The organism is Arsenicibacter rosenii, assembly GCF_001870735.1.
GTDB classification, from domain to species: Bacteria; Bacteroidota; Bacteroidia; order Cytophagales; family Spirosomataceae; genus Arsenicibacter; species Arsenicibacter rosenii.
Window position 1 is genome coordinate 25,820 of the sequence record NZ_MORL01000024.1, and the last position, 21,617, is coordinate 47,436.

At 50.2% G+C, this 21,617-nt stretch carries 18 protein-coding genes; 12 read left to right on the top strand and 6 right to left on the bottom strand.

Annotated elements, in window-relative coordinates; all coding sequences use genetic code 11:
- Positions 1–66: 66 nt before the first annotated feature.
- The gene (locus BLX24_RS25260; RefSeq protein WP_177225922.1) at positions 67–5,262 is read right to left on the bottom strand and encodes an SdrD B-like domain-containing protein; all 5,196 of its coding nucleotides are present in this window, start codon (positions 5,260–5,262) and stop codon (positions 67–69) included.
- 219 nt (positions 5,263–5,481) lie between these two features.
- Between BLX24_RS25260 and priA the strand changes: the two genes are divergently transcribed.
- Entirely contained in the window at positions 5,482–7,995 is a 2,514-nt protein-coding gene (gene priA, locus BLX24_RS25265) for a replication restart helicase PriA (protein WP_071506008.1), read from the top strand.
- Between the two features lie 30 nt (positions 7,996–8,025).
- Here the strand turns inward: priA and BLX24_RS25270 are convergent, their stop codons facing one another.
- The gene (locus BLX24_RS25270) at positions 8,026–8,886 is read right to left on the bottom strand and encodes a protein-glutamine glutaminase family protein (protein WP_143092804.1); all 861 of its coding nucleotides are present in this window, start codon (positions 8,884–8,886) and stop codon (positions 8,026–8,028) included.
- 449 nt (positions 8,887–9,335) lie between these two features.
- Here BLX24_RS25270 and BLX24_RS25275 point away from each other — a divergent pair, with 449 nt between their 5' ends.
- The 3 genes from BLX24_RS25275 (at position 9,336) to pyk (ending at position 11,697) form a co-directional block, all read left to right on the top strand.
- Entirely contained in the window at positions 9,336–9,665 is a 330-nt protein-coding gene (locus BLX24_RS25275) for a hypothetical protein (RefSeq protein WP_143092805.1), read from the top strand.
- A 78-nt stretch (positions 9,666–9,743) separates the two neighbouring features.
- On the top strand, positions 9,744–10,037 hold the full coding sequence (locus BLX24_RS25280) for a hypothetical protein (RefSeq protein WP_071506011.1): 294 nt from the start codon (positions 9,744–9,746) through the stop codon (positions 10,035–10,037).
- Positions 10,038–10,260: 223 nt separating this feature from the next.
- A complete protein-coding gene (pyk, locus tag BLX24_RS25285; RefSeq protein ID WP_071506012.1) occupies positions 10,261–11,697 on the top strand; it encodes a pyruvate kinase in 1,437 nt (478 codons plus the stop codon).
- An 81-nt stretch (positions 11,698–11,778) separates the two neighbouring features.
- Here pyk and BLX24_RS25290 read toward each other — a convergent pair whose 3' ends face one another.
- The 4 genes from BLX24_RS25290 to BLX24_RS25305 all read right to left on the bottom strand — a co-directional run bounded on the left by BLX24_RS25290 (position 11,779) and on the right by BLX24_RS25305 (position 15,306).
- On the bottom strand, positions 11,779–12,246 hold the full coding sequence (locus BLX24_RS25290; RefSeq protein ID WP_071506013.1) for a DUF5606 family protein: 468 nt from the start codon (positions 12,244–12,246) through the stop codon (positions 11,779–11,781).
- Positions 12,247–12,360: 114 nt separating this feature from the next.
- The gene (yihA, locus tag BLX24_RS25295) at positions 12,361–12,969 is read right to left on the bottom strand and encodes a ribosome biogenesis GTP-binding protein YihA/YsxC (RefSeq protein ID WP_071506014.1); all 609 of its coding nucleotides are present in this window, start codon (positions 12,967–12,969) and stop codon (positions 12,361–12,363) included.
- A gap of 141 nt (positions 12,970–13,110) precedes the next feature.
- Positions 13,111–14,445 carry a dihydroorotase gene (locus BLX24_RS25300; protein WP_071506015.1) on the bottom strand — a complete coding sequence of 445 codons (1,335 nt, stop codon included), beginning with the start codon at positions 14,443–14,445 and terminating at the stop codon, positions 13,111–13,113.
- A gap of 108 nt (positions 14,446–14,553) precedes the next feature.
- On the bottom strand, positions 14,554–15,306 hold the full coding sequence (locus BLX24_RS25305) for a DUF5995 family protein (RefSeq protein WP_071506016.1): 753 nt from the start codon (positions 15,304–15,306) through the stop codon (positions 14,554–14,556).
- A 231-nt stretch (positions 15,307–15,537) separates the two neighbouring features.
- Between BLX24_RS25305 and BLX24_RS25310 the strand changes: the two genes are divergently transcribed.
- The 8 genes from BLX24_RS25310 to BLX24_RS25345 all read left to right on the top strand — a co-directional run bounded on the left by BLX24_RS25310 (position 15,538) and on the right by BLX24_RS25345 (position 21,612).
- The gene (locus BLX24_RS25310) at positions 15,538–16,479 is read left to right on the top strand and encodes a ring-cleaving dioxygenase (RefSeq protein ID WP_071506017.1); all 942 of its coding nucleotides are present in this window, start codon (positions 15,538–15,540) and stop codon (positions 16,477–16,479) included.
- A 47-nt stretch (positions 16,480–16,526) separates the two neighbouring features.
- Entirely contained in the window at positions 16,527–17,156 is a 630-nt protein-coding gene (locus BLX24_RS25315) for an alpha/beta hydrolase (protein WP_071506018.1), read from the top strand.
- A gap of 87 nt (positions 17,157–17,243) precedes the next feature.
- On the top strand, positions 17,244–17,540 hold the full coding sequence (locus BLX24_RS25320) for a muconolactone Delta-isomerase family protein (protein WP_071506019.1): 297 nt from the start codon (positions 17,244–17,246) through the stop codon (positions 17,538–17,540).
- 151 nt (positions 17,541–17,691) lie between these two features.
- Complete coding sequence (locus BLX24_RS25325) at positions 17,692–18,186, top strand: guanyl-specific ribonuclease (RefSeq protein WP_071506020.1); 495 nt, start codon at positions 17,692–17,694, stop codon at positions 18,184–18,186.
- Positions 18,183–18,629, top strand: a complete 447-nt coding sequence (locus tag BLX24_RS25330) for a barstar family protein (RefSeq protein WP_071506021.1) — start codon at positions 18,183–18,185, stop codon at positions 18,627–18,629. Before BLX24_RS25325 ends, BLX24_RS25330 begins: the two co-directional genes overlap by 4 nt.
- A gap of 4 nt (positions 18,630–18,633) precedes the next feature.
- Positions 18,634–19,566: a CPBP family intramembrane glutamic endopeptidase gene (locus BLX24_RS25335; RefSeq protein WP_071506022.1), complete on the top strand. Its 933-nt coding sequence runs from the start codon at positions 18,634–18,636 to the stop codon at positions 19,564–19,566.
- A 39-nt stretch (positions 19,567–19,605) separates the two neighbouring features.
- Positions 19,606–20,082, top strand: coding sequence for a Uma2 family endonuclease (locus BLX24_RS25340; RefSeq protein ID WP_071506023.1), 477 nt, complete (start codon positions 19,606–19,608; stop codon positions 20,080–20,082).
- A 24-nt stretch (positions 20,083–20,106) separates the two neighbouring features.
- The gene (locus BLX24_RS25345) at positions 20,107–21,612 is read left to right on the top strand and encodes a M28 family peptidase (RefSeq protein ID WP_071506024.1); all 1,506 of its coding nucleotides are present in this window, start codon (positions 20,107–20,109) and stop codon (positions 21,610–21,612) included.
- Positions 21,613–21,617 lie beyond the last annotated feature (5 nt).

A 21,617-nucleotide genomic window follows, 5' to 3' on the forward strand; every position in this document is an offset into this window, starting at 1 on the left:
CCTGCTAACACACAAAAAGCCTTCGTTAGTTTGCACTACGAAGGCTTTTTGTGGATATAGCTCAATTTAACGGATCCGGCGAATCACCATCGGTACACAAACCGGTGTCGGACACACACAGTTCGTCGGCGTTAAAATAACCGTATAGTCCTGATAACAATTACTTGCGTTCAGCACGCGGACGTAATAAGTAAGCGGACTGACCGGATTATTCAGCTGATTGGCAACAATCCCGTTCGACGGTATCAGATTCGCCGCTGTATAGCTAGCCGCCAGACCCGACGGTTGCGCGGCGATGCTGTACCGGTCTCCGGCACTAAAGCCGTTGATCACAATACTGCCGTTTGCTAACGCCATCGGGCCGGAGCACGTCGCAGGCCGGGCGGTTACCGTTAGACTGGGGCTGATGGCCGGTAAAACGTTTACTTGTATAAAATCATACGGACGACAACTAATATCTGCCGGTTCCGGATAAACTGTCGCATATATATATTTTGCGACCGGAGTTGTTCCGTTATTCACAAAAATCCCGTTTGTCGATGTCAGACTGACCGTACCAAGGTCATCCGGAGCCGCTAATGCAATGACCGTTCCGGAAGTAGATCCGTAAATAACTGCCGGATCGACCTGCGGGGTGTCAAACATGATATAGCGTATCTGGCTGCCAAAGCTTACGTTAAAGGTATTGGCAGTAATTGCCGTTGCCGAATTACCCGAACATATTGTTTGATCATCGCTCATAATCACCACTGGACAAGGATCGTCAATAATCGGCAATACCTCTACTTCCACCTGTTCACTCACTACGGTGCAGACCCCAACCTTTGCTGATGCGACTACGGTGTAAAAGCCAGCTCGTGTCACTTCTGGTGTATGCAAAGTGCTGGTGAAACTGTTAGGACCGCGCCACAGTACGCTGGCATCTGCCGGATCGGTTACTACCTCCAGCGTAACCGGGCAGGCAACACAAGGCAAGGCCCCACCATAAGCTTCCAGAATCACTGGGATTTGCGGTACCGGTGTAGCGACCACCTGTATTTCACCAACCGGCAAACAAGTCGTCCCTGCTGAAACATTTGCGGTACTGGTCACATAAATATACCAGCGTTGGTCAGTGCCGGTTGTTGCTGTCAGCGAACTTGTCGCCAGCGAAATCAAGCCGTTTGCTCCAGCCGTTGCGGTTCCTAAGTTTAGCCCCACACCAGCGCAGACATCCGTCAGGCTCAGTGGTATTTTAGAGGCCAGGAAGCGGACTGCCTGTGGCTGATTACCAGTAGCCAGCGTCAGCGTTGCCGGTTGACCGGCGCAGACTGTTGCCATAACCGGCACAAACACCAGGCCGGCATCAATCGTGCGGTTGGGCCGCGGACTAACCGGATCGGTAAGGCTTAGCGTTACAATCTGGCTGTAGCCATTCGCGTCGGCGTCGCTGTCCAGCTTATCATCACCTTGGTTGGCAACCGTTAACGTGCAGCCTGTCGGGAAAGTAGCCGGCACAAACCGTACCTGATAGTCGCCGTTACCCAGACGATCAAACAGGTATTTACCGGCACTGTCGGTTACTGTCGTGCTGACCGGCGAAGCGCTCCGCTGACCATTGGTCACCGTGTACAGTTCAACCCGTACGTTTGGAACACCCGGCTCACCGGCCTCCTGAATCCCGTTCTTATTAAAATCTTTCCAGACAAAATCACCTAAGCCCATTGGTGGGCCACCAATACAGAGCGGACTCGGATCAGGATAAAATACGACGGCTTCCGTCGTCGGGTTGATGCTGATGTGCACCACTACCCGTGGCCGCAGCCCGTCATCTTCCTGAATCCATTCCCCGTTCTCGAAACGCCAGCCCGGCCAGTCGGTCGGATCGCCGTTGCTGTCAACGGCGGCTCCCGGATACAGGAACGTACCACTTAACGGCTGATTTCTCATGACCAGTACCGTATCGCCGCCCACATATTTGGTCACCGTGATGGTGGCTCCGTTGGTTGGCGGCACAAAGTGCTGGGCTGCTATGGTATAGGAAATATACGGGGTATCTTTAATACAGATACTCGATGCCGTTACACTGATTGTTTTTGTGTAGACCTGTACTACCGCTACATCCCGAACAGTCCGGCAACCATTTGTATTTGTAGCGACCAGGGTATAGCTTCCTTCGCGGTCCACGTTCGGGTTAAGCTGGCTGCTGGTGAAGTTATTTGGTCCGGTCCAAAGCACCGTTGCAGTTGCCGGAGCCACTACCGCACTTAAGCTCCCTACACAGGTAGAACAAGACAATGAGGTACCAAAGGCTTCAACGATACTGACACTAACCGGTGACTCAGGAACCCGGTTTACCACAACCGTTGAAAAGTTCTGACCAGGGAACGCATTACAGATACCGGTTGATACCGCCACCGTATACGTCCCTTCTGTTGTCACGACCGGATTCGCGCTGGTGGATGTAAACCCGTTCGGGCCAGCCCAATAGTAGGTCCCGTTTGTGACAGGAGTACCATTTGCATAAGCCAGCGAAACCGAGAGCTGTGCCGTGGCAGACAAGCAAGACAAGGCCCCTGCCGTAATGGTAGCAATGGGTTTCGGTTTGATAACAGCCACCATAGACGTATAGGGCCGGCAATTCGGGTCGGGAATCGGCGGGTGAATAATCGCATAAATGTAATACACCTTTTCACCACCTACAGCAGCCGGTAAATTCGGATTATTAACAACAATCTGGCCATTGACCGGTTTATAGGTCCCCAGCACTGCCCCACCAGAACCATACATGGCTGTTCCCGACTGAGGTGTATCAAAATAGACGATCCGGACGGAATCATCCCGTGCGAAATTTCTTCCGTTGATCACCAGGCTACTTATAGTTGTACCGGCACAGGCCACCACCGTATCACTACCGGTCGACAGATTCGGACAGGCATATACAGACAAATCGAGCTGGTGATTACTCTCGCCAACATCTGTCGTAATGATGTTAATGACAAAGTAATCGTCAAACACAACCCCTTTCGAGTTAATCTGGTTTGATCCACTCACAGCATCGATCTGATTAGCTAATGACAGATAAAAGTTCTGACTAGCCAACGCGGCAGCCCGGCGACCTGATGCGGGTGTAAATGCCGCCAATTGTTGCGGATTCAGACGTATCTGATACCGGTGATTAGGCAATAGCTTAGGGGTTACGTTACTATTATTAAAATAATATTCTCCCGTTGAGCTCGTAATCGTCTGCCCAACCTGCACCCCACCGTTTTCCATATCGTGTAAGGTCAGTGTGATGTTAGGTATCCCCTTTTCGTATGGATCCTGAATCCCATTCCGGTTATCATCAAACCAGATCAGGTTACCAAGTTCAAACGGCGAGACTCCGCAGACAATCGCTAAATCGCCCAGACCGGAGGCCTTACCGAACGTACCGGGCTCATCGGCATACAGCACATAACCACGGTTACTACGCCCGTTCCGGTTAAAGACGGCACGGATACCACCTGACTGATACACATCCGTAAGCGGATCATAGGCCGTTGTCAGAATTTCACCTTTGCCGGGTACCAGGACCAGGCCTCCATTGAAAATTTCATCATGTCCGACAAACAGATTACCGTTTGAGGAGATCAGCCAGTAATCATCGCCATAGAATTCGCCGCCGCCCGGGCCCTGACCGCTGTTGACACCACTCCCCAGGAGCGGGCCAGCTAAACCGTTACGCTCCAGCCGATAGGTTCCGTTATTATTATAGGCGCGGAGCATATCACCGCTCGAGAACCCGTCATACAGTTTGGCGTTGTCGTTTTGGGTAGGCGCAAAGTTGTGCCGGCCAGACAAAAACCCAAACCGGTCAAGCATGCCGATCCCCATAGAACCGTCGACATCAAATACAACATCCGACAGTACCGGCTGCGGCCACATCACGTGTTTGTTGTTGTTACAACTTTTCGGGAACATGTTTGTCCACGGCAGCCAATACTTAAAGTTAGCGCAGCTATCGGTACCATCTGCATACCCACGCGTATAGGAAAGCGGGAAGGATAAGACCTCCGTTAGCTGTGCATTACGACCCTGTGCGGGATTGAATTTATAGATAACAGCCCGTAACGCGCTGGTATCGGCATAGGGCAATTTCGGATCTGCATTTTCGGCCGAACACACCCCTCCGACGTAGATATTCCCCCGGTAATACTGAATAGCCCAGGGACGGAACCCGCCCCTTACACAACCCGGATCAGGGATTTTCCATGAAATAGTATCGGCCGCAGTAGGCGTTATCGGCGAGCCGATAAAATTGCGGGCTGGTACATTGAGAGTAATTCCGTAAACTTTCTTATCATAAAGATTAACAAAATATAAAACTTTATCGTCTTCAGAAATAGTAATCCCCCCGATACCGACACGCCCGACAGCGTTCATAGCAACGGAGTCATAATTGGCCATCAGCTTGTCGCCAAGCAACCCGCTGTGCGGATTAGCGCCCGTGTTAATACCCAGTGTCTGTACATCCAGGTAAGGCCGCGTTTGAAAAGTGGCCATATCCGTCTGATAAATACCACCCGTCCCTAAAGGCCCCAAACCAGTATGGCGTTTAATAACAGCGGCTGACAGCAGTATATTTGACCGACGCTGATAGGCTACACCCCATAGAGCACCGGTTTCGGCACCAAAAGCAAGGTGAGTTGGCATCAAACCGGTTTTACCGGCTACACCCGTGGCTGTATACGGATACGCCACCAGCACATCGCCGGTTGCCGCCTGCTGACCTGGCGGAATGGGCCTGCCATCGTCGTAGGTCGTTTTGAGCGGATCACCATTGACATAACAAGGCGTAACCAGCGTCGGAATACTTTCGCAGTAATCAGCCGGATAATTGATGGCAACACTCATCCCGATGGCTGGTGCTACGCCAATCTGAACCGTTGTCCGGTTGTCAGTACCATGTGGTGTTGCAAAAAAGCCTGTGGGCAGATTGGTAAACTCAAGGCGGAACGCACTGCCCGCAGGCACTTGTGCTGCTGAAAAGGAATATCTCCCGTCAGAACCGGTTGTTGTACTAATAGGTTGTGTGGCACGATCAAGAAAAAGCCTGACGGTAATATTGGTCATACCCAGCTCAATAGGCAGAGTATCTGTCCGGACACCGTCGGCATTAAAATCACGATACACAAAACCACTAACCTGGGCGTGTGTTGGTAAAACAACAAACCACCCAAACCATATCATAATACCGACCAGGCAACTTCTGGAAAGCATTATTGAATAGAGTTTTTTCATATACATTAAGAGGCTGTTTTAAACGTATAAATTCTCTATCACATAGTGGGTAAATGTGTTAATAATCATATTCTTCGCGCTGAGTACCGGAAAGTAAAGAACTTGCTACGATCGAACATGAAATCACAGAGTATGTGTGCAAACTTCTTGCCAGGAATTCAACAGCCTTTCGCTATCTTTACTACCTGCGTCGCATTCAGCACAAATTGATTTAGTACCTTGCTAGAATTAACTTATTATCATTCGAACGAAGAAGAGCTCACATTCTTCGCAGAACTGATTCTGCCGATACCTGTACCAAAGCTGTTTACATACCGGGTACCCCGTGAATTAGTGGATATCATCAAAATTGGTGCCAGAGTTATTGTACCTTTCGGGAAAAAGCAGGGAAAAGTCTTCACCGCAGTCGTTGCCGGCCTGCACAATACCCCGCCAAGCCAGTATCAGGCCCGTTATATCCTTGAATTGCTGGATGAATATCCGCTCGTAACAGGTTATCAGCTAGAACTATTTCGCTGGATATCAGACTATTACATGTGCTGTATTGGTGAGGTTATGAACATTGCCTTGCCATCGGGACTAAAAATTTCGAGCCAGTCTAAAGTCCAGTATAACCCTGATTTTGATCATAAAGAGCTATTAACAAATTCAGAAGAAGAGTTACTAGAAGAACTAAAAAACCACCCTGCCTTATCTTATGATGAACTAGGAAGACTAGTCGGTGACATAAATGTCCCCTCTGTAATTAAGTCATTAGTGGGCAAAAAGGCGGTTATCATTTTTGAGGAAGTACGCGAGAAATACACCCCGAAAATGGTCCGGAAAATCCGGTTGCATACCGATTATGAGGATCAGACACAGCTCATGATGCTTATTCACCGGCTTGAAAAGCTCCCGAAACAGCAGGAAGTGGTGATGCGCTACCTGAGCCATATCCCCGTTCAGCGTAACCCGGAGCTAAACCAGAAGGGGCTTGATAAGGGGATCCTGAATCAGGACGATGAACTGTCTCAGTCGTCGCTTCAGACGCTGATTAAAAACAAGGTTTTTGAAACCTTCGACGTTATTCAGCCGCGTTTCAGCGAGATGCAGGCCACTCAGGCTGAAATCAAACTGACCGACGCCCAGCAATTGGCCGCGACTCAGATCATGACGCAGTTTGAGCAGCAGCATGTAGTTTTGCTGCATGGCATTACGGGCAGCGGTAAGACAGAAGTTTATATTCACCTGATCCAGCAGGCGCTCGACGGTGGTTCCCAGGCCCTCTACCTGCTGCCGGAAATTGCCCTGACGACTCAGATCGTGGTTCGCCTCCAAAAGGTGTTCGGCGATAAAATGGGCATCTACCACTCTAAGTTCTCCGACAACGAGCGGGTCGAAGTCTGGAAAGGCGTCTTGTCGGGCAAATACCAGTTTGTTGTCGGCGTACGGTCGGCGGTCTTTCTGCCGTTCGACAACCTGGGACTGATTATCGTTGACGAAGAACACGAGACTTCCTATAAACAACATGACCCCGCCCCCCGCTACCATGCCCGCGACGTGGCCATCATGATTGCACACTGGCAGCAGGCGAAAGTCCTGCTCGGTTCGGCTACGCCTTCAATTGAGACCTACTACCTCGCTCAGCAAGGCCGGTATGGTCTGGTGGAGCTGTTTCAGCGCTACGGCGCCGCAACACTCCCCGAAATTATACTGGTCGACACCAAACAGGAGAAAAAGCAGAAGACGATGAAAAACGAATTTTCATCGGCGCTGCTCCAGGCACTGGAGATGAATATGGAACGGAAAGAACAAAGCATTCTTTTCCAGAACCGCCGGGGCTACTCGCCCTACCTTCAATGCGAAGACTGCGACTGGACCTCAGAGTGCCCCAACTGCGCCGTCAGCCTGACCTATCACCAGCGGGCCGCCGAACTCCGCTGCCATTATTGCGGCCATAAGGAAGAGGTACCACGGCTCTGCCCGACCTGCGGCAGCACCAAGGTCCGTACGATGGGCTACGGCACCGAAAAGCTCGAAGATCAGTTACAGATTATTTTTCCGAACGCCCGCACACTACGCATGGACCTGGATACAACCCGTGCAAAAAACGCTTACCAGCAAATTATCCAGGAGTTTGAGCAGGGCGATATCGACATGCTCGTCGGAACGCAGATGATTACCAAAGGTCTCGACTTCGATAAGGTATCGCTCGTCGGGATCTTCGACGCCGACCGGCTGATTCATTTTCCGGAGTTCAGAGCAACCGAGCGGGCCTTTCAGATGATTACGCAGGTGAGCGGACGCGCCGGTCGCCGGGGAGACCGACAGGGGAAGGTCCTTATTCAGACCAGCAATCCGCAACAAAGTATCCTGCAAAAAGTCATTAACGGTGATTATAAGGGCTTATATACCGAAGAACTGCTGGAACGGGAGCAATACAGCTACCCGCCGTTTACGCGGCTGATTAAGCTGACGGTGCGGCATTTTGAGCAGGCAATATGCCGGCAAGCTGCCGAACGGCTGGCCGCCGAGCTTACCGACCGGCTGGGCAGCACCCGGGTACTGGGGCCTGAAGAACCGCTGGTAGAGCGTATCCGCAATCAGTTTCTGTTCGACATCATGATCAAGATAGAACGCGGCCCTGTGAATATGAAAGCAGTTAAAGCCTTCATTCAGGACCGTATCAACGATATTCTGACCGACAAGGGACTGAGACAGGTATCGATTGTAGCCGACGTAGACTGTATGTAAAAACGAAAAGCGGGGTAAACCCGCTTTTCGTTAATTTAAACCCATTGGATTGCTGAGAATCAGGTCATCATGCACATAATTATTGGTATGCCATGAGTAAGGCAAATGGGTGCGGGGTTCTTCCGGCTGCCAGTTAACCATTTCCGGCTGTTCGAGCAGCAGCAGTTGCGTCCGCCAGCGCGCCAGGTAATATTCGTATCGTTGCTGATAGTGCGCCAGCAAGCGATGGTGTTTTTGTACTAATCCGGCCGGTAGTTCAGCCGGTTCCTGCTGATCCCGAATGATCGTCTCAAACGTATTGATGTTACCAACCAGCAGCTGGTATTCATACCGTAGCTGACCCTCGGGACGGGTTTTGATTTCTTCAAGGTAAAAATCGTATGCAGTCTGGTTGACAGCCAGCCCTTTTGCTACCCATTCGCCCTCCAGCGCTTCTCCTTCGTAGCGGAAAAACTCACCGGTAAACAAACTTTCCAGCTGGTCCGGCGCCGATTCTGAGTAAAACAAATAGTTGTGGGCAGGTTCAACCCGTAACTGATACGTGGACAGCCCCTGAATGCTGATCCACTCCTGAAGCCGCAACGGACGTTCAGTGTTAATAAAGTAGTCGTATACCAGCTCACCCAGGAGCGGATCTTCGACCAGTGTAGCGACATGATACCCCCATGAAATCATACCGTCGACCGTAATGCTGTTCGGGTCGGGCAAACAGATGGCTTCGTAAGCCCCTGTTTTATAGCGGCATGGCGAAAAAAGCCAGACCTTCCGGTTAGGTACTCCCTGCTTGTTGAGTACCATGGATGCTACATGTGCTACGTTATGGCAATTGCCCTGCGGATACAGGTAAGTACCATGTAGGTGCTTTCTGACCTCTTTGAAAAGAGTGGTCATTTCGTCCGAGAAAGCATAAGCGGATGTGCTACATAAGCCTAAGTCGTTTGATGGCGTAAACAAGGGAGAAAGAGGCAGTTAAATTGCTTTTCAAAGTTCCAAAAAATCTCTCTTTAAGAACAGTTTTTTGGCATAAATAATTTTTCATAAACCTGTTTTCACTCAATCCGACCTTTTGTACTATAAATCTTTGCCGAAAAAGCGCTTTCAACTAATTTTCAGACCAGTAAAAACCAGCTTTCCGACTCATTTGCACCAGTGCCGACAGGGGGTAACCGGACGCTAAAGGTTGGCAGGCAGGAGCAATGTCTGCCCTGGCCAGCGTATGTTACTGCAAAATCTTTTTTGCTTCGTGCAACGCTGACGCTGAAAACATCATCTTTACCCCAAACGCTCATTTTCTGCCTATCGACAACACGTTTACGAAACAACAAATACGAACGAACAAATTGATTGACCACTGTATCAACCCGACTGCTATGGCCAGCCCGTTGACCAATTATTCCGTAGAAATGGAAGAGAGTGGACTATCCGGATGGGTAAACTACCGTGAGCCCTTCATTTCGCTACGCTTTGCGTACGAGCATTTCTTTAAAAGTGTTGTCATCTTTGTCCCCGGCAATGATCAGTGGGCGTTTTATTGCCGGGGTGCTAAGTCGAGACAAGCGAGTGACCGGCGCGCTGAAATTATGATCCGGATTGCCGATGAAGTCCGCCGGCAGCATGCGCCTCAGGCGGCAGTGAAGATCAGTGATTTTGGCATCGAGCTGACCTATTGACGTAACCTTTTTACTTTTTTTCTAAACTTTCTTGCCGGTAGGCTGTTTTATCTATAGTACTCAACAACAATAGACAAAATGGACAAGGCTAAGAAGTTCGAATTAATGAACAAAATTGTTCGTGAATTAGAAGATTTACAGAACAGCCAAACGGCTCTGATCGAAAAAATCACTAAGATCGAAGCCGACAACATGAACCTGAATGATTCGTATCTCGAAAAAACACTGGGCGATATGCACTCGAAAATTGCTGAGAATCTGGATACAATCGCCGAAATCTTTACGCATTTTGAAAGCCAGCGCGATGACTACGCAAAAGCGAACAATCTGAGTGTAGAAGAACCGGAAACTGAAACCGAATCAACGATTTAACGTTTGTGTGATAAGTAAGCAAACCCGCTATGGAACCCGTTCTGTAGCGGGTTTGCCGTTTTATAGCCTGACACATACCCGCTTACAGGCGGTAAAGCAACCTTAAAAAGGGCTTAAAGTTTAGTAAAATCGGGCATTTGCAAAAAAATTACATACAAATCCCGGGAAGCCCGTTATTTTTGCCCCTGTTTTTGGTACGTCTTGCCAATTTTCTCTTGCCTCCATGAATAAAAAAACCAAGATTGTTGCCACCGTAGGCCCGGCTTCCGAAGGGAAAGATCAACTGCTGGCACTGCACAAGGCCGGCGTGAACGTTTACCGGCTTAATTTTTCACACGGTTCTCACGAAGAACATCTTTCGCGCATTCTGCGAATCCGTGAACTGAACGATGAGCACGGACTGAACCTCTGCATTCTACAGGATTTACAAGGCCCTAAAATCCGGATTGGTAAGGTTGAAAAAGATGAGGGCGTTACCCTGTTGCCCGGCAGTAAGTTAGTCTTTACCAACGAGGAAGTAATCGGAACAGCCGATCGCGTAAGTACGCCGTACAAAGGCATGTACAGAGACGTTAAGCATGGCGAACGCATTCTGCTTGACGACGGTAAACTGGAAGTTAAAGTAATTGGTGTTGATGGAACCGATGTGATCACAGAAGTGGTCTATGGCGGCCCGCTGAAATCGAAAAAAGGGGTTAACCTGCCAAACACCCGGGTATCAATGCCATCCGTAACCGAAAAGGATTACGCTGACCTTGATTTCGGACTCGAAAACAACGTAGAGTGGATCGCCCTCTCATTTGTTCGCGAGGCGTCAGAAATCATTGAGATTAAAGAATATATCAAAGCGAAAGGCAAAAAGAGCCGCGTTGTTGCGAAAATCGAAAAGCCTGAAGCCATCGACAACATCGACGAGATCATTGCTGCTACCGACGGTATCATGGTTGCCCGTGGTGACCTGGGCGTTGAAATGCCGGCCGAAGTGGTACCAATGATCCAGAAAATGATCGTTGAGAAGTGTAACCGCGCTGCCAAGCCGGTTATCGTAGCCACACAGATGCTCGAAAGCATGATCGACGCGCCCCGCCCGACACGTGCCGAAATCAACGATATTGCCAATTCAGTACTCGACGGAGCAGATGCCGTGATGCTTAGCGCCGAAACGGCCTCTGGCAAATACCCGATTCTGGCCGTCGAAAATATGTCACGGACGATTGCCGAAGTAGAAGATAAGGCCGCACAGCTGTATTTCCGCTACCACGCACATGTCAACGAAGAACCTTCGGCTACTGTCCTCAATGATAATGTGGTAATGAGCGCCTGCCGCCTGGCCCGTGATACAAAAGCGAAAGCGATCATCGGTATCACCACATCGGGTTACACGGCCATTCGTTTATCACATCACCGCCCGAAAGCCGGCCTGTACGTTTGTACCACAAACCGTCAGCTGATGAATACCCTCGGCCTGTACTGGGGCGTTCAGGTATTACCGTTCCAGCCAAAAGAAGAAAGCACTGTCGATCAGACCGTTGATCAGATCAAGGCCCTTCTGGTTGAGCAGGGTGTACTGGCATCAGGCGACATTTTTGTGAATACCCTGAGCATGCCGCTGTCGCAGCACCGCAAAACCAACACGGTGAAGCTGAGTGTGGTTGACTAACACACGCTGAACTGCATAGAAAAAGCCGCGAAGCCAAATGGCCAATCGCGGCTTTTTATTTTTACTGAAAAATGGAAATCGTTATGCGTTTTCGCTGGCTTCTCCGCCTTCCGTTGCCTCTCCCTCTGTTGCTTCACCTTCCGTTGCTTTGGCTTCGAACAGTTCAGGGGCATACTGGCGCAGAATTGCATACCAGGAAACCAGTTTTTTAATATCTGACACCCGAACGCGCTCCCGGTCATAGTCAGGAACAGCCGCCGCCATAAAATCGGCCAGCTCTGCGTTCGAACCTTTAGCGTCTGTTGGCAGCTCATCACCAAATTTTTCGGCAACAGCCATCAACACATCAGCCAGTGGCACTGACTGCTCAGCGTTATCCACGTAAATTGAAATATCATGTAACACCGACACCCGTGCGGTCGGCCCCATCATTGTTTTTTCTTTCTTAGCATCCAGCGATTCAACAATCACACCGGCCCGGCTGGGCTTCAAAATCCGATACAAGCCGCTGTAACCGGCAATGTTGGCAATCTGTCGTAGACCTTCCATGTGTTATGACTCTAATCCTATAACGTCTATATACAAGACGTATTGTTTTTTAGTTGGCTAAATAAAGGCGCAAAGATACGCTACTTTGCGGTTGGTTGCGCTAATGCGGCTTGATTACAACGATTTAAACTCTTCGTTCAGGGGCTGAATAAACGACAGAATTTCTTTCCTGCCGAGGTTTGCGCTTGCCGATGTGACGAAAATTTCGGGAATATCATCCCAGCCCATTTCCTGCATTTTCTCCTTGTACCGGTCTTTCGCGTTCTGCAGTGCGCCCGATTTCAGCTTCTCGGTTTTGGTAAAGACAATCACAAACGGAATGCCCCGCTCACCGAGGTTATACATAAAATCGAGGTCAAGTTTCTGCGGTTCAATTCGTGAATCAACCAATACAAACGTACAGAGCAGATTCGGGCGGCCGGTCAGATATGAATCGATCATGATGGCGAACTTTTCCCGGTCTGTTTTGCTGACCTGAGCATACCCGTACCCCGGTAAATCGACCAGATACCATGTCTTGTCGATCAGGAAATGGTTAATTACCTGTGTTTTCCCGGGCTTACCCGAAATTTTTGCCAGAGCGTGCCGGCCCGTCAGCATATTGATCAACGATGACTTGCCTACATTCGAGCGACCGATAAAAGCATATTCCGGTTTATCCGGCTTCGGGCACTTCGTGATATCCGTGTTGCTGATGATAAATTCAGCGTTTTTTATTTCCATATGATTGACAGGCAACTACACAAAAAAGAGGCCGTCAGCGACTTCTGTTTGCCTTTCCGATACAAAGGTCGCAAAGATTACGGACAAACAAGGAAACGGGTTGCGGCAAGACACTGCAACCCGGCTGATTTTCCGGCGCGGTTACCGGTCGAACAGCACACGCCGGCCAGCCCGTTCGGCCAGAAACTGCCCGTTTTCGTAAACTAATTCGCCCGACACAATGGTATGTGTAACGGCTGCTTTCAGGGTCTGCCCTTCGAGCGGAGACCAGCCGCACTGAAACAAGACGTTGTCTTTAGCTACCGTTGTCGTCTGATCAAGGTCAACCAGTACCAGATCGGCCCAATAGCCTTCGCGTACGTAGCCGCGCCGGTCAATCTGAAAACAGTCGGCCGGCGCATGGCTCATTTTACGGACAACGGTTTCGATCGGCAGCTTACCTTGCTGTACAAAGTCGAGCATCATCAGCAATGAATGCTGTACCAGCGGCAACCCTGACGGTGCCTGCCAGTAAGGCTGCTGTTTCTCGGTCCATGTGTGCGGGGCATGGTCGGTAGCAATAATGTCGAGCCGGTCGTCCAGCAGTGCTTTCAGTAGGGCCTCTTTGTGGTGAGCCGCCTTAATCGCCGGATTACACTTAATCTGATTTCCCAGCCGGTCATAGTCGCTGGCATCAAACCACAAATGGTGTACACACACTTCTGACGTGATCCGTTTTTGGGTGAGTGGCAGAGAGTTATCGAACAGGCTCAACTCATCGGCCGTCGAAATATGCAGGATATGCAGCCGCGTATTGTATTTTTTCGCCAGCGCAATGGCCATTGATGAGGATTTGTAACACGCTTCTTCATTCCGGATGATCGGGTGAATATGTGCCGGAGCATCGTCGCCGTACTCTTCACGGTAACGGGCGGTATTGGCCCGGATGGTCGCTTCGTCTTCGCAGTGGGTTGCAATCAGCATCGGGCTTTGCGAAAATAAACCGCTCAGCGTGCTTTCGCTATCGACCAGCATATTACCGGTCGATGACCCCATAAACACCTTAATACCACACACCGTACGCGGGTCGGTCCGCAGCACTTCGTCCAGATTATCGTTCGACGCACCCATAAAAAAGGAGTAGTTTGTGAACGCCGTTTGGGCGGCAATCTGGTATTTGTCTTCCAGCAACAGTTGTGTCAGTGCGTTAGGTACGGTATTCGGCATTTCCATGAAGGTGGTTGTTCCACCAGCAACGGCAGCCCGTGACTCCGACCGGATCGTTGCCTTATGCGTGAGCCCCGGTTCCCGGAAATGTACCTGATCATCAATGACACCCGGCAACAGATAGTTACCATTGGCATCAATGACGCGGTCGGCCCGGCGCCCTGAAAGGTCAGGAGCGATCTGCGCGATCATTCCGTTTTCAATAAGAACGTCTGTTTCTGTAATGGCGCCTTCGTTAACGAGGCGGGTATTAAGCAATAGAATAGTCATAGCAGCTGTGCGAAAGAAGCCTTTTCGGCTGCAAAGATAGGAGGCTTCCCGCGAAGTCACTTGATCAACCGGTAATTCAGCAGAACTTCTCCGCAGCTATAGGCAGGTTTATGTCGCCAGAATATCAATGATTCGTACCGGATTATTGAGTTCGGCAAGGCGGATTAGTTTCAGCGTGGCGCCCTGTAAAAATGAAGGATTCTCGATTTTTCGGGCCAGCATCGCAATCCGGTTGTCGAGGCTCAGGATATACGGTTTCTGTCGGGCTTCGGTCATAAAGGCCAGATCGGTGGCCACCCGCCAGGCTTCCGCCCGGGCCACACCGATGCTGAAGTTAATCAGATCATCGTCGGCATTGCCTGTGATCCGGTCGAGCAACCGCATCGGAAACCAGATCTGGGTCAGCTCATCCTGAACGGTCCGGGTCAGAGAGGCAATTACCCCGTTGATCATGTTAAAGTCTTTTTCCAGGTCATGAATGGCTTCGCCGGGGCTCGTCAACGCGGCGGCAATGCCCAGATCGAGATTAATGTGTGCGTTAATTCCCAGCAACAGGTGCTGAATCACCGTAATTTCGTTTCGCCGGCAGGCTTCAAATGACACCCGCCATGCCTGCGTCATTGGTTGCTGCTGGCGGAACTGGTCGTAGGCCGTCAGATAGCGGCCGGCAAACAGCACGTCTAGCCGGGCCATGCGGTCGGCATTCTGAAACTTATTTGCCCGGATACCCTCCAGCACGGCTGCTGTCATGCGCCGGTAGAGCGACGCAAAATAGCCCACCGGCGACCGGTCGTGTTTGGCCTGCAGAATAATCTGATCGAGCGAATTAAGGACTTCATCAATAGTAGCCGGTAGGGTCATATTCGGTGGCAGTCGTTAAAACCAGTTAAAGTAAAAGGTAAGGTATATAGCGTCAAAAATAAACACTCTACCCTAAAACACTGAAAAACAGCCTATAAATCTTCACAAACAAGCCCTCAGCGATTATTTTTAGTTTGATTGAACATTTTTTTTAATTTAAATGTATCTACATTAAATGTATTTACAATATATTTGCAGAAACAATTAGAAACGCTTGACACTTTTAGATATATGGAAACGCTCATCACAGGACTTCACCATGTCACAACCATCGCTGGCGACGCTCAGCGCAATGTTGACTTTTACACCGAAATTCTTGGTCTTCGGTTAGTAAAGAAGACCATCAATTTTGATGCACCGGATGTCTATCACCTTTACTACGGCGACGAGACCGGTTCTCCGGGAACAATCATGACGTTCTTCCCGTATGGCCGGTTACCACGCGGCCGTAAAGGCACGGGCCAGTTAACCTACACTGCGTTTACGATCCCGACCGCTTCACTGAGCTTCTGGGTCAACCGGCTTGCCGAATTTCATATTGCGGTTGCCGGGCCATACCGCCGCTTCAACGAAACCTACATCCGCTTCGAGGATTTCGACGGTATGGGCGTTGAGCTGGTGGCCGATGATACAGACTTACGCAAAGGCTGGGCAACACCGGCGATATCGGCCGAAAACGCAATCCGTGGTTTTCATACCGTCACGCTTAATGAAGCCAAAGTCGATAAAACCATCGAACTGCTGACCGGCGCGATGAATCATATACTGGTGGCTGAAGAAAACGGTCGCTTCCGGTTCAAGGCAACAGCCAACGGCGGGGCAGGTACGTATGTCGACGTCCAGCATTCGCCAAACGAACTGCGGGGTGCGCAGGGAGCCGGTACGGTGCACCACGTAGCCTTCGCTACCGACAATGACGAGTCGCAGATTGCGATTCAGGAGAAATTAACGGAGGCCGGTTTTCAGCCAACGCAGGTCCTCGACCGGAACTACTTCCACAGTATCTATTTCCGTGAACCAGGCGGGATTCTGTTCGAAGTAGCGACCAATCCTCCGGGCTTCTCGGTCGACGAGCCGGTAAATTCGCTGGGAACAACCCTGAAATTACCGGAATGGTATGAACCACGCCGGGCAAAAATTGAAGCAGCCCTCCCTCCTATCCAGGTTAAATAACAAACTGATCGGGTTGCCGGCCAACCGGTGACCCGATCCTTATTCCTATGATTCATAACCCGAATAATATCCTGACGGCGGGCAAACCGCTGGAAGAAGCGACTAAAGTGATGGTGATGGTGCATGGCCGGGGCGGCTCCGCCCGGGACATGCTCTCGCTGTCGACCTATATCAACGACAAGGATTTTGCCTTTGTGGCGCCGGAAGCCAGCCAGCACACCTGGTATCCTTACTCGTTTTTGCAGCCCTTGCAACAAAACGAACCCTATTTGTCGTCGGCTCTCAATGTTCTGGAAATGCTGCGGGCCCGCTTACAGTCGGACTTCAACCTGAAGCCATCGCAGATTTACTGGCTGGGTTTTTCGCAGGGAGCCTGTCTGACACTGGAGTTCCTGGCTCGTAATCCAATGCGCTACGGCGGGATTTTTGGTTTGAGCGGTGGCCTCATCGGTCCGGAGGGCACTTCCCGCGACTATGCGGGCAGCTTTGAGCAAACGCCCGTATTTCTGGGCTGTAGCGATACCGACGCCCATATTCCGAAAGGACGCGTACTGGAAACGGAAGCGGTCTATCAGCGGATGGGTGCTGATGTCACAGCAAAATTATATCCGGGTTTTCCGCATACAATCAACGAAGACGAGCTAAAAATTGTTAACTCGCTGATAAGTGGTCAATAACCGGCCGGTGTTTGGGTAATGCACGGACCAATCGAACGTTATGTACAGACTACCGGTTATATAGAAGGGCCATTTACCTCAATCACTATGAGCCAATACATGATTGAATTTGAACTGCCGGCCAGTATGGACGCGGAGTTCATCCAGCGAATACCCGCACAACGACTGAAAATTAATGAATTGATGGAAAGCGGCAAGATCCTGTCGTATTCTCTTTCGGCCGACCGTCAAAAGCTATGGTGTATCCTGAAGGCAGAGTCGGAGGTCGAGGCGATGGAAACCATTGCCGAATTTCCGCTGATTGAATACATGGATCCAACCGTTACCGAACTTATGTTTCATAATATGGTAGCGGCACGGATTCCTCTCTTTTCGTTGAATTAAGTCTTTTTGATTTAACCAAAAGGCACTAAGGTAATAAAGAGCACAGCGTTTGTGTTTTTTATCACCTCAGTGCCTTTGTGCTTGTTAGCAAGACAGGGTTTTTCTTCGTGTATCTTCTTACCTTCGTGTCCTCGTGGTTAATTCTTTTTCTATGTCTTTACTACTACGTCGATGCTGGCGAATCTGGTTTTTGCTGGCTTATTTACTCATTGGCAGCAGCTGTCATACTTCGACCAGCTCCGGTTATGACAACCATCCGTCGGCTAATCAGGAGCAGAAAAGCCACCGGAAGCATAAGAAACACCGCAATCAGGAGCAGTACCGGCAGCAAAAGCAGCCGGCTCAGCGGCAATCTGATAGCCAGATCCGATCGGGTCAGCCCCCCCGGAAAGTGTATGACGTATTAGCGTATGTCAAACAAAACGGCCGTGCCATGGACGGCTATGTTGGCGGACGGCGTTTCGGCAATTACGAAGGGCACTTGCCCCGTCAGGATTTATCAGGCAGGCGCATTGACTATCAGGAGTGGGACGTAAATCCCAAAGTACAGGGCAAAAACCGGGGTACCGAACGGCTGGTTACCGGCTCCGACGGCCGCAGCTGGTACACCAATGATCATTACAACACGTTTATTGAAGTAAAATGACACCGAATATACTTATCAGCCAGTCTGAAGCAGAACTGGAAAAATTCTTTGGCAACGATTTTATTGCCCACATTGACGGTCAGAAAGCCAACACGTTACGGCTTTTTTATGAACAGATTGCCGATGTACTCGAATTCCCGGTTTTCGGCTTTAACCTCGACGCCCTCAACGATTCGCTCAACGACCTGCAATGGCTCGAAGATGTCCGGATTGTGCTTTATATTACCAATACCAACGATCTGATCAGCAAAGAGCGCGACCCGGCCAAAATGGGTAGTGTACTGAATATCCTCGACGCCACGGCCGAAGACTGGAAGTGGGCCGAAGATGATGAGCTGCTGGAGCAAAAGGAATTCATTATTGTTTTCGAAGACAGCCCCCGCATCCGGAAGTTCCTGACCGACGAAAACATTGACCACAAATTGCTGGCCGAGCTGAGCTGATCCGATGCGCGCCCTGATACGCTATATCCGCGACCACATTAAAGCTGATTTCAGGGCGGGGCTTTATGCCCTTACTGCCCTCTTTGCTGCCCTGCTCATCGGCCTGAACTACACCATCAACATTGAGCGGGGCTTTATTGATTCCTTTCGTGGCAGCTGGCTGCGGCCGGTACTGTATTTCGCGCTGTATGCGACGGCTTACTACGGGACGGCACTGATCTGGAACCACTTCCATCCGCAGCAACGGATTTTGCAGAAGCGGCGTTTCTGGCTGCATAGCCTGTTCGGCTTAGGCGTGTATTCGTTTTATGCCGGTTTCTATGCCTATAATGAGTGGAGCCGGCAACTGTTCGACGGGCAGATTTACTACTTTGCCTATAAATGCCTGAGTAACACCCATTCCGTCGTTACGCTGGTCTTACCACTTTACTTATATTACCGGATCCGGGATCGGGACTCTCCCGATTTTTATGGCATTACCCCCAAACGTGATGGCTTACAGCTTTATGCAACCATGCTCCTGATCATGATTCCCATTGTGACCATCGCTTCGTTTCAGGCTGACTTTCTGAGCTACTATCCAAGCTATAAAGATTCTAATGCAGATGAGGTACTAGGGGTTCCGCAATGGGTTACTGCCCTTGTTTATGAGCTTTGTTATGGCTGGGATTTTATACCAACCGAACTGCTGTTCAGAGGCTTTCTGGTCATCGGGCTGCAACGCGTTATGGGAACCGGCACGGTCTTACCAATGATGGTTACCTATGCCTGCATCCACTTTGGTAAGCCAATGGGCGAAACCATTTCATCATTATTTGGCGGATACTTACTTGGCATTCTGGCGCTCTACACCCGCAGTATCTGGGGCGGGTTATTGATTCACTTAGGCATTGCGTGGCTTATGGACAGTGCTGCTTTTTTGCAGAAAGTGCTGTAACATTAATTTTCGTTATCTTTGAAGAAATCAGTTTTCGTTATGGAAGCACTCATCGAACAACTTTCTTCGTACGAACTTGAACGCGGTAAACCAATGCCTACCCTACTTCATGGTGCCATCCAGTTTAATATAGGCTTTGAAATAAAGGTTAACTATCCCAACAGGTTCCGGATTGCCAGCGAAGTGTTATTGGATACCCAGCCGACCGGTAGTACTCCAGACCTGGTGTTATACCCGGCTACTCCTCTGGACTTTAAACATGACCCCTCAAGACGATCAGATGCACCATTGCTTGTCGTCGAGATTCAATCTGCTTCTCAGAGCACTAAAGAAATGGTTGATAAACCAGAAACCTATTTCCGGTTTGGTGTGGTTTCCTGCTGGATTGTTATTCCTGACCTACAAGCTATTCTGGTTTATAAAAACCCATCGGATTATGACTTTTTTCATGGAGATGTCAAACTAACCGATGCGGTTCTAAACATAGAAATTAACCTCAATAATGTATTTGCATAGCCACAGGGCTTATTGATTATCCTTATGCGTACTCTTTTTCTTTCCTTAGCCTTCTCAACAAGTCTAATCGGATCAGCAGCCCTGGCACAAAGCAAAAAAACGGGCCAGATGTTGCCCGAACAAAGCATTACCCAGGCCGAAGTCGAAGCCCAGACCCGTTTCCTGGCCTCCGACGAGCTGCAGGGCCGTCGCACCGGCGATCCGGGCAACTGGGTAGCCGCCCGCTACATCGCCGAGCAATTCCGCCAGCTGGGATTAAAACCCGCACCCGGCCAGGCCGACTATTTCCAGCGGATTCCGTTCGAGCGCGTTAAAGCCGCCAACTCCGGTATCCTGATTACGGATAAAGACACGCTCCGGCTGGGTAAAGACCTGCTGGTTATGGCGGGTGGTACCACCGACCTGAGCGGCCAGGTTGTATATGCCGGTTATGGCCTTACCGATGGCGAAGACGGCTACAAAGGTCGGGATGTGAAAGGTAAAATTGTGGTCGTTCAGGGCGGATCGCCGGAAGCCAAAAGCCCGGGCGAAATCTTCCGCGCCTCAAACAGCAAACGTAAATTAGCGACCGAAAAAGGCGTTGCGGCCCTGATCGAGTTATATAGTGAGTCGGTACCGTGGGGGCTGGTAGCCCAGAATTTTAACCGTGAGCAGATTTCTCTGGCGATGGCTGCTAACGGCCCAGCCGTAACACACGTCTGGATTAACAATCAGAACAATAAATACGGCCGTTTGAAAGAACCCAATGCCTCGGTTACGCTCCGGACTTCCGGCCGGATTAAAGTGGCTGCTGCTTCGGCAAACGTGGCCGGTGTTATCGAAGGTTCTGACCCCAAACTCAAAAATGAATACGTTGTGCTGTCGGCCCATTTCGACCACGTCGGGGTTGGTAAGCAAGGCGGTGGCAGCTATACACCCGAAGACAGTATTTTTAACGGTGCCCGCGACAATGCGATGGGTGCGGTATCCTTGTTGACGGCGGCCAAAGCGTTCAGCATCAAACCGGCCAAACGGTCTATTCTGATTCTGGCCCTGACCGGCGAAGAAATTGGTCTCCAGGGAAGCCGGTACTATTCCGAAAACCCGCTGATTCCGCTCAAACAAACCGTTTTTGACCTGAACTCAGATGGTGCCGGCTATAATGATACTACGATTGTGTCTGTTATCGGTCTGGAACGCACCGGAGCTAAAACCGAAATTGAAACCGCAGCCAAACAATTCGGCCTTGGCGTATTTGCAGAACCGGCTCCTGAACAAGGCCTGTTCGACCGCTCTGATAACGTTAGTTTCGCAGCAAAAGGCGTACCTGCTCCTACCTACTCTGCTGGCTTTAAGTCATTTGATGCCGCTATTGGTAAATACTACCATCAGGCGATCGACAACCCGGAATCACTCGATTTCGGGTACGTGCACCGCTTCTGTCAGTCATTTGCCTACGCGGGCCGGTTAATTGCGGACCGGCCAACAGCACCGAAATGGATTGCCGGTGATAAATACGAAGCAGCAGGGAAAGCACTTTACGGTAACTAAGTCAT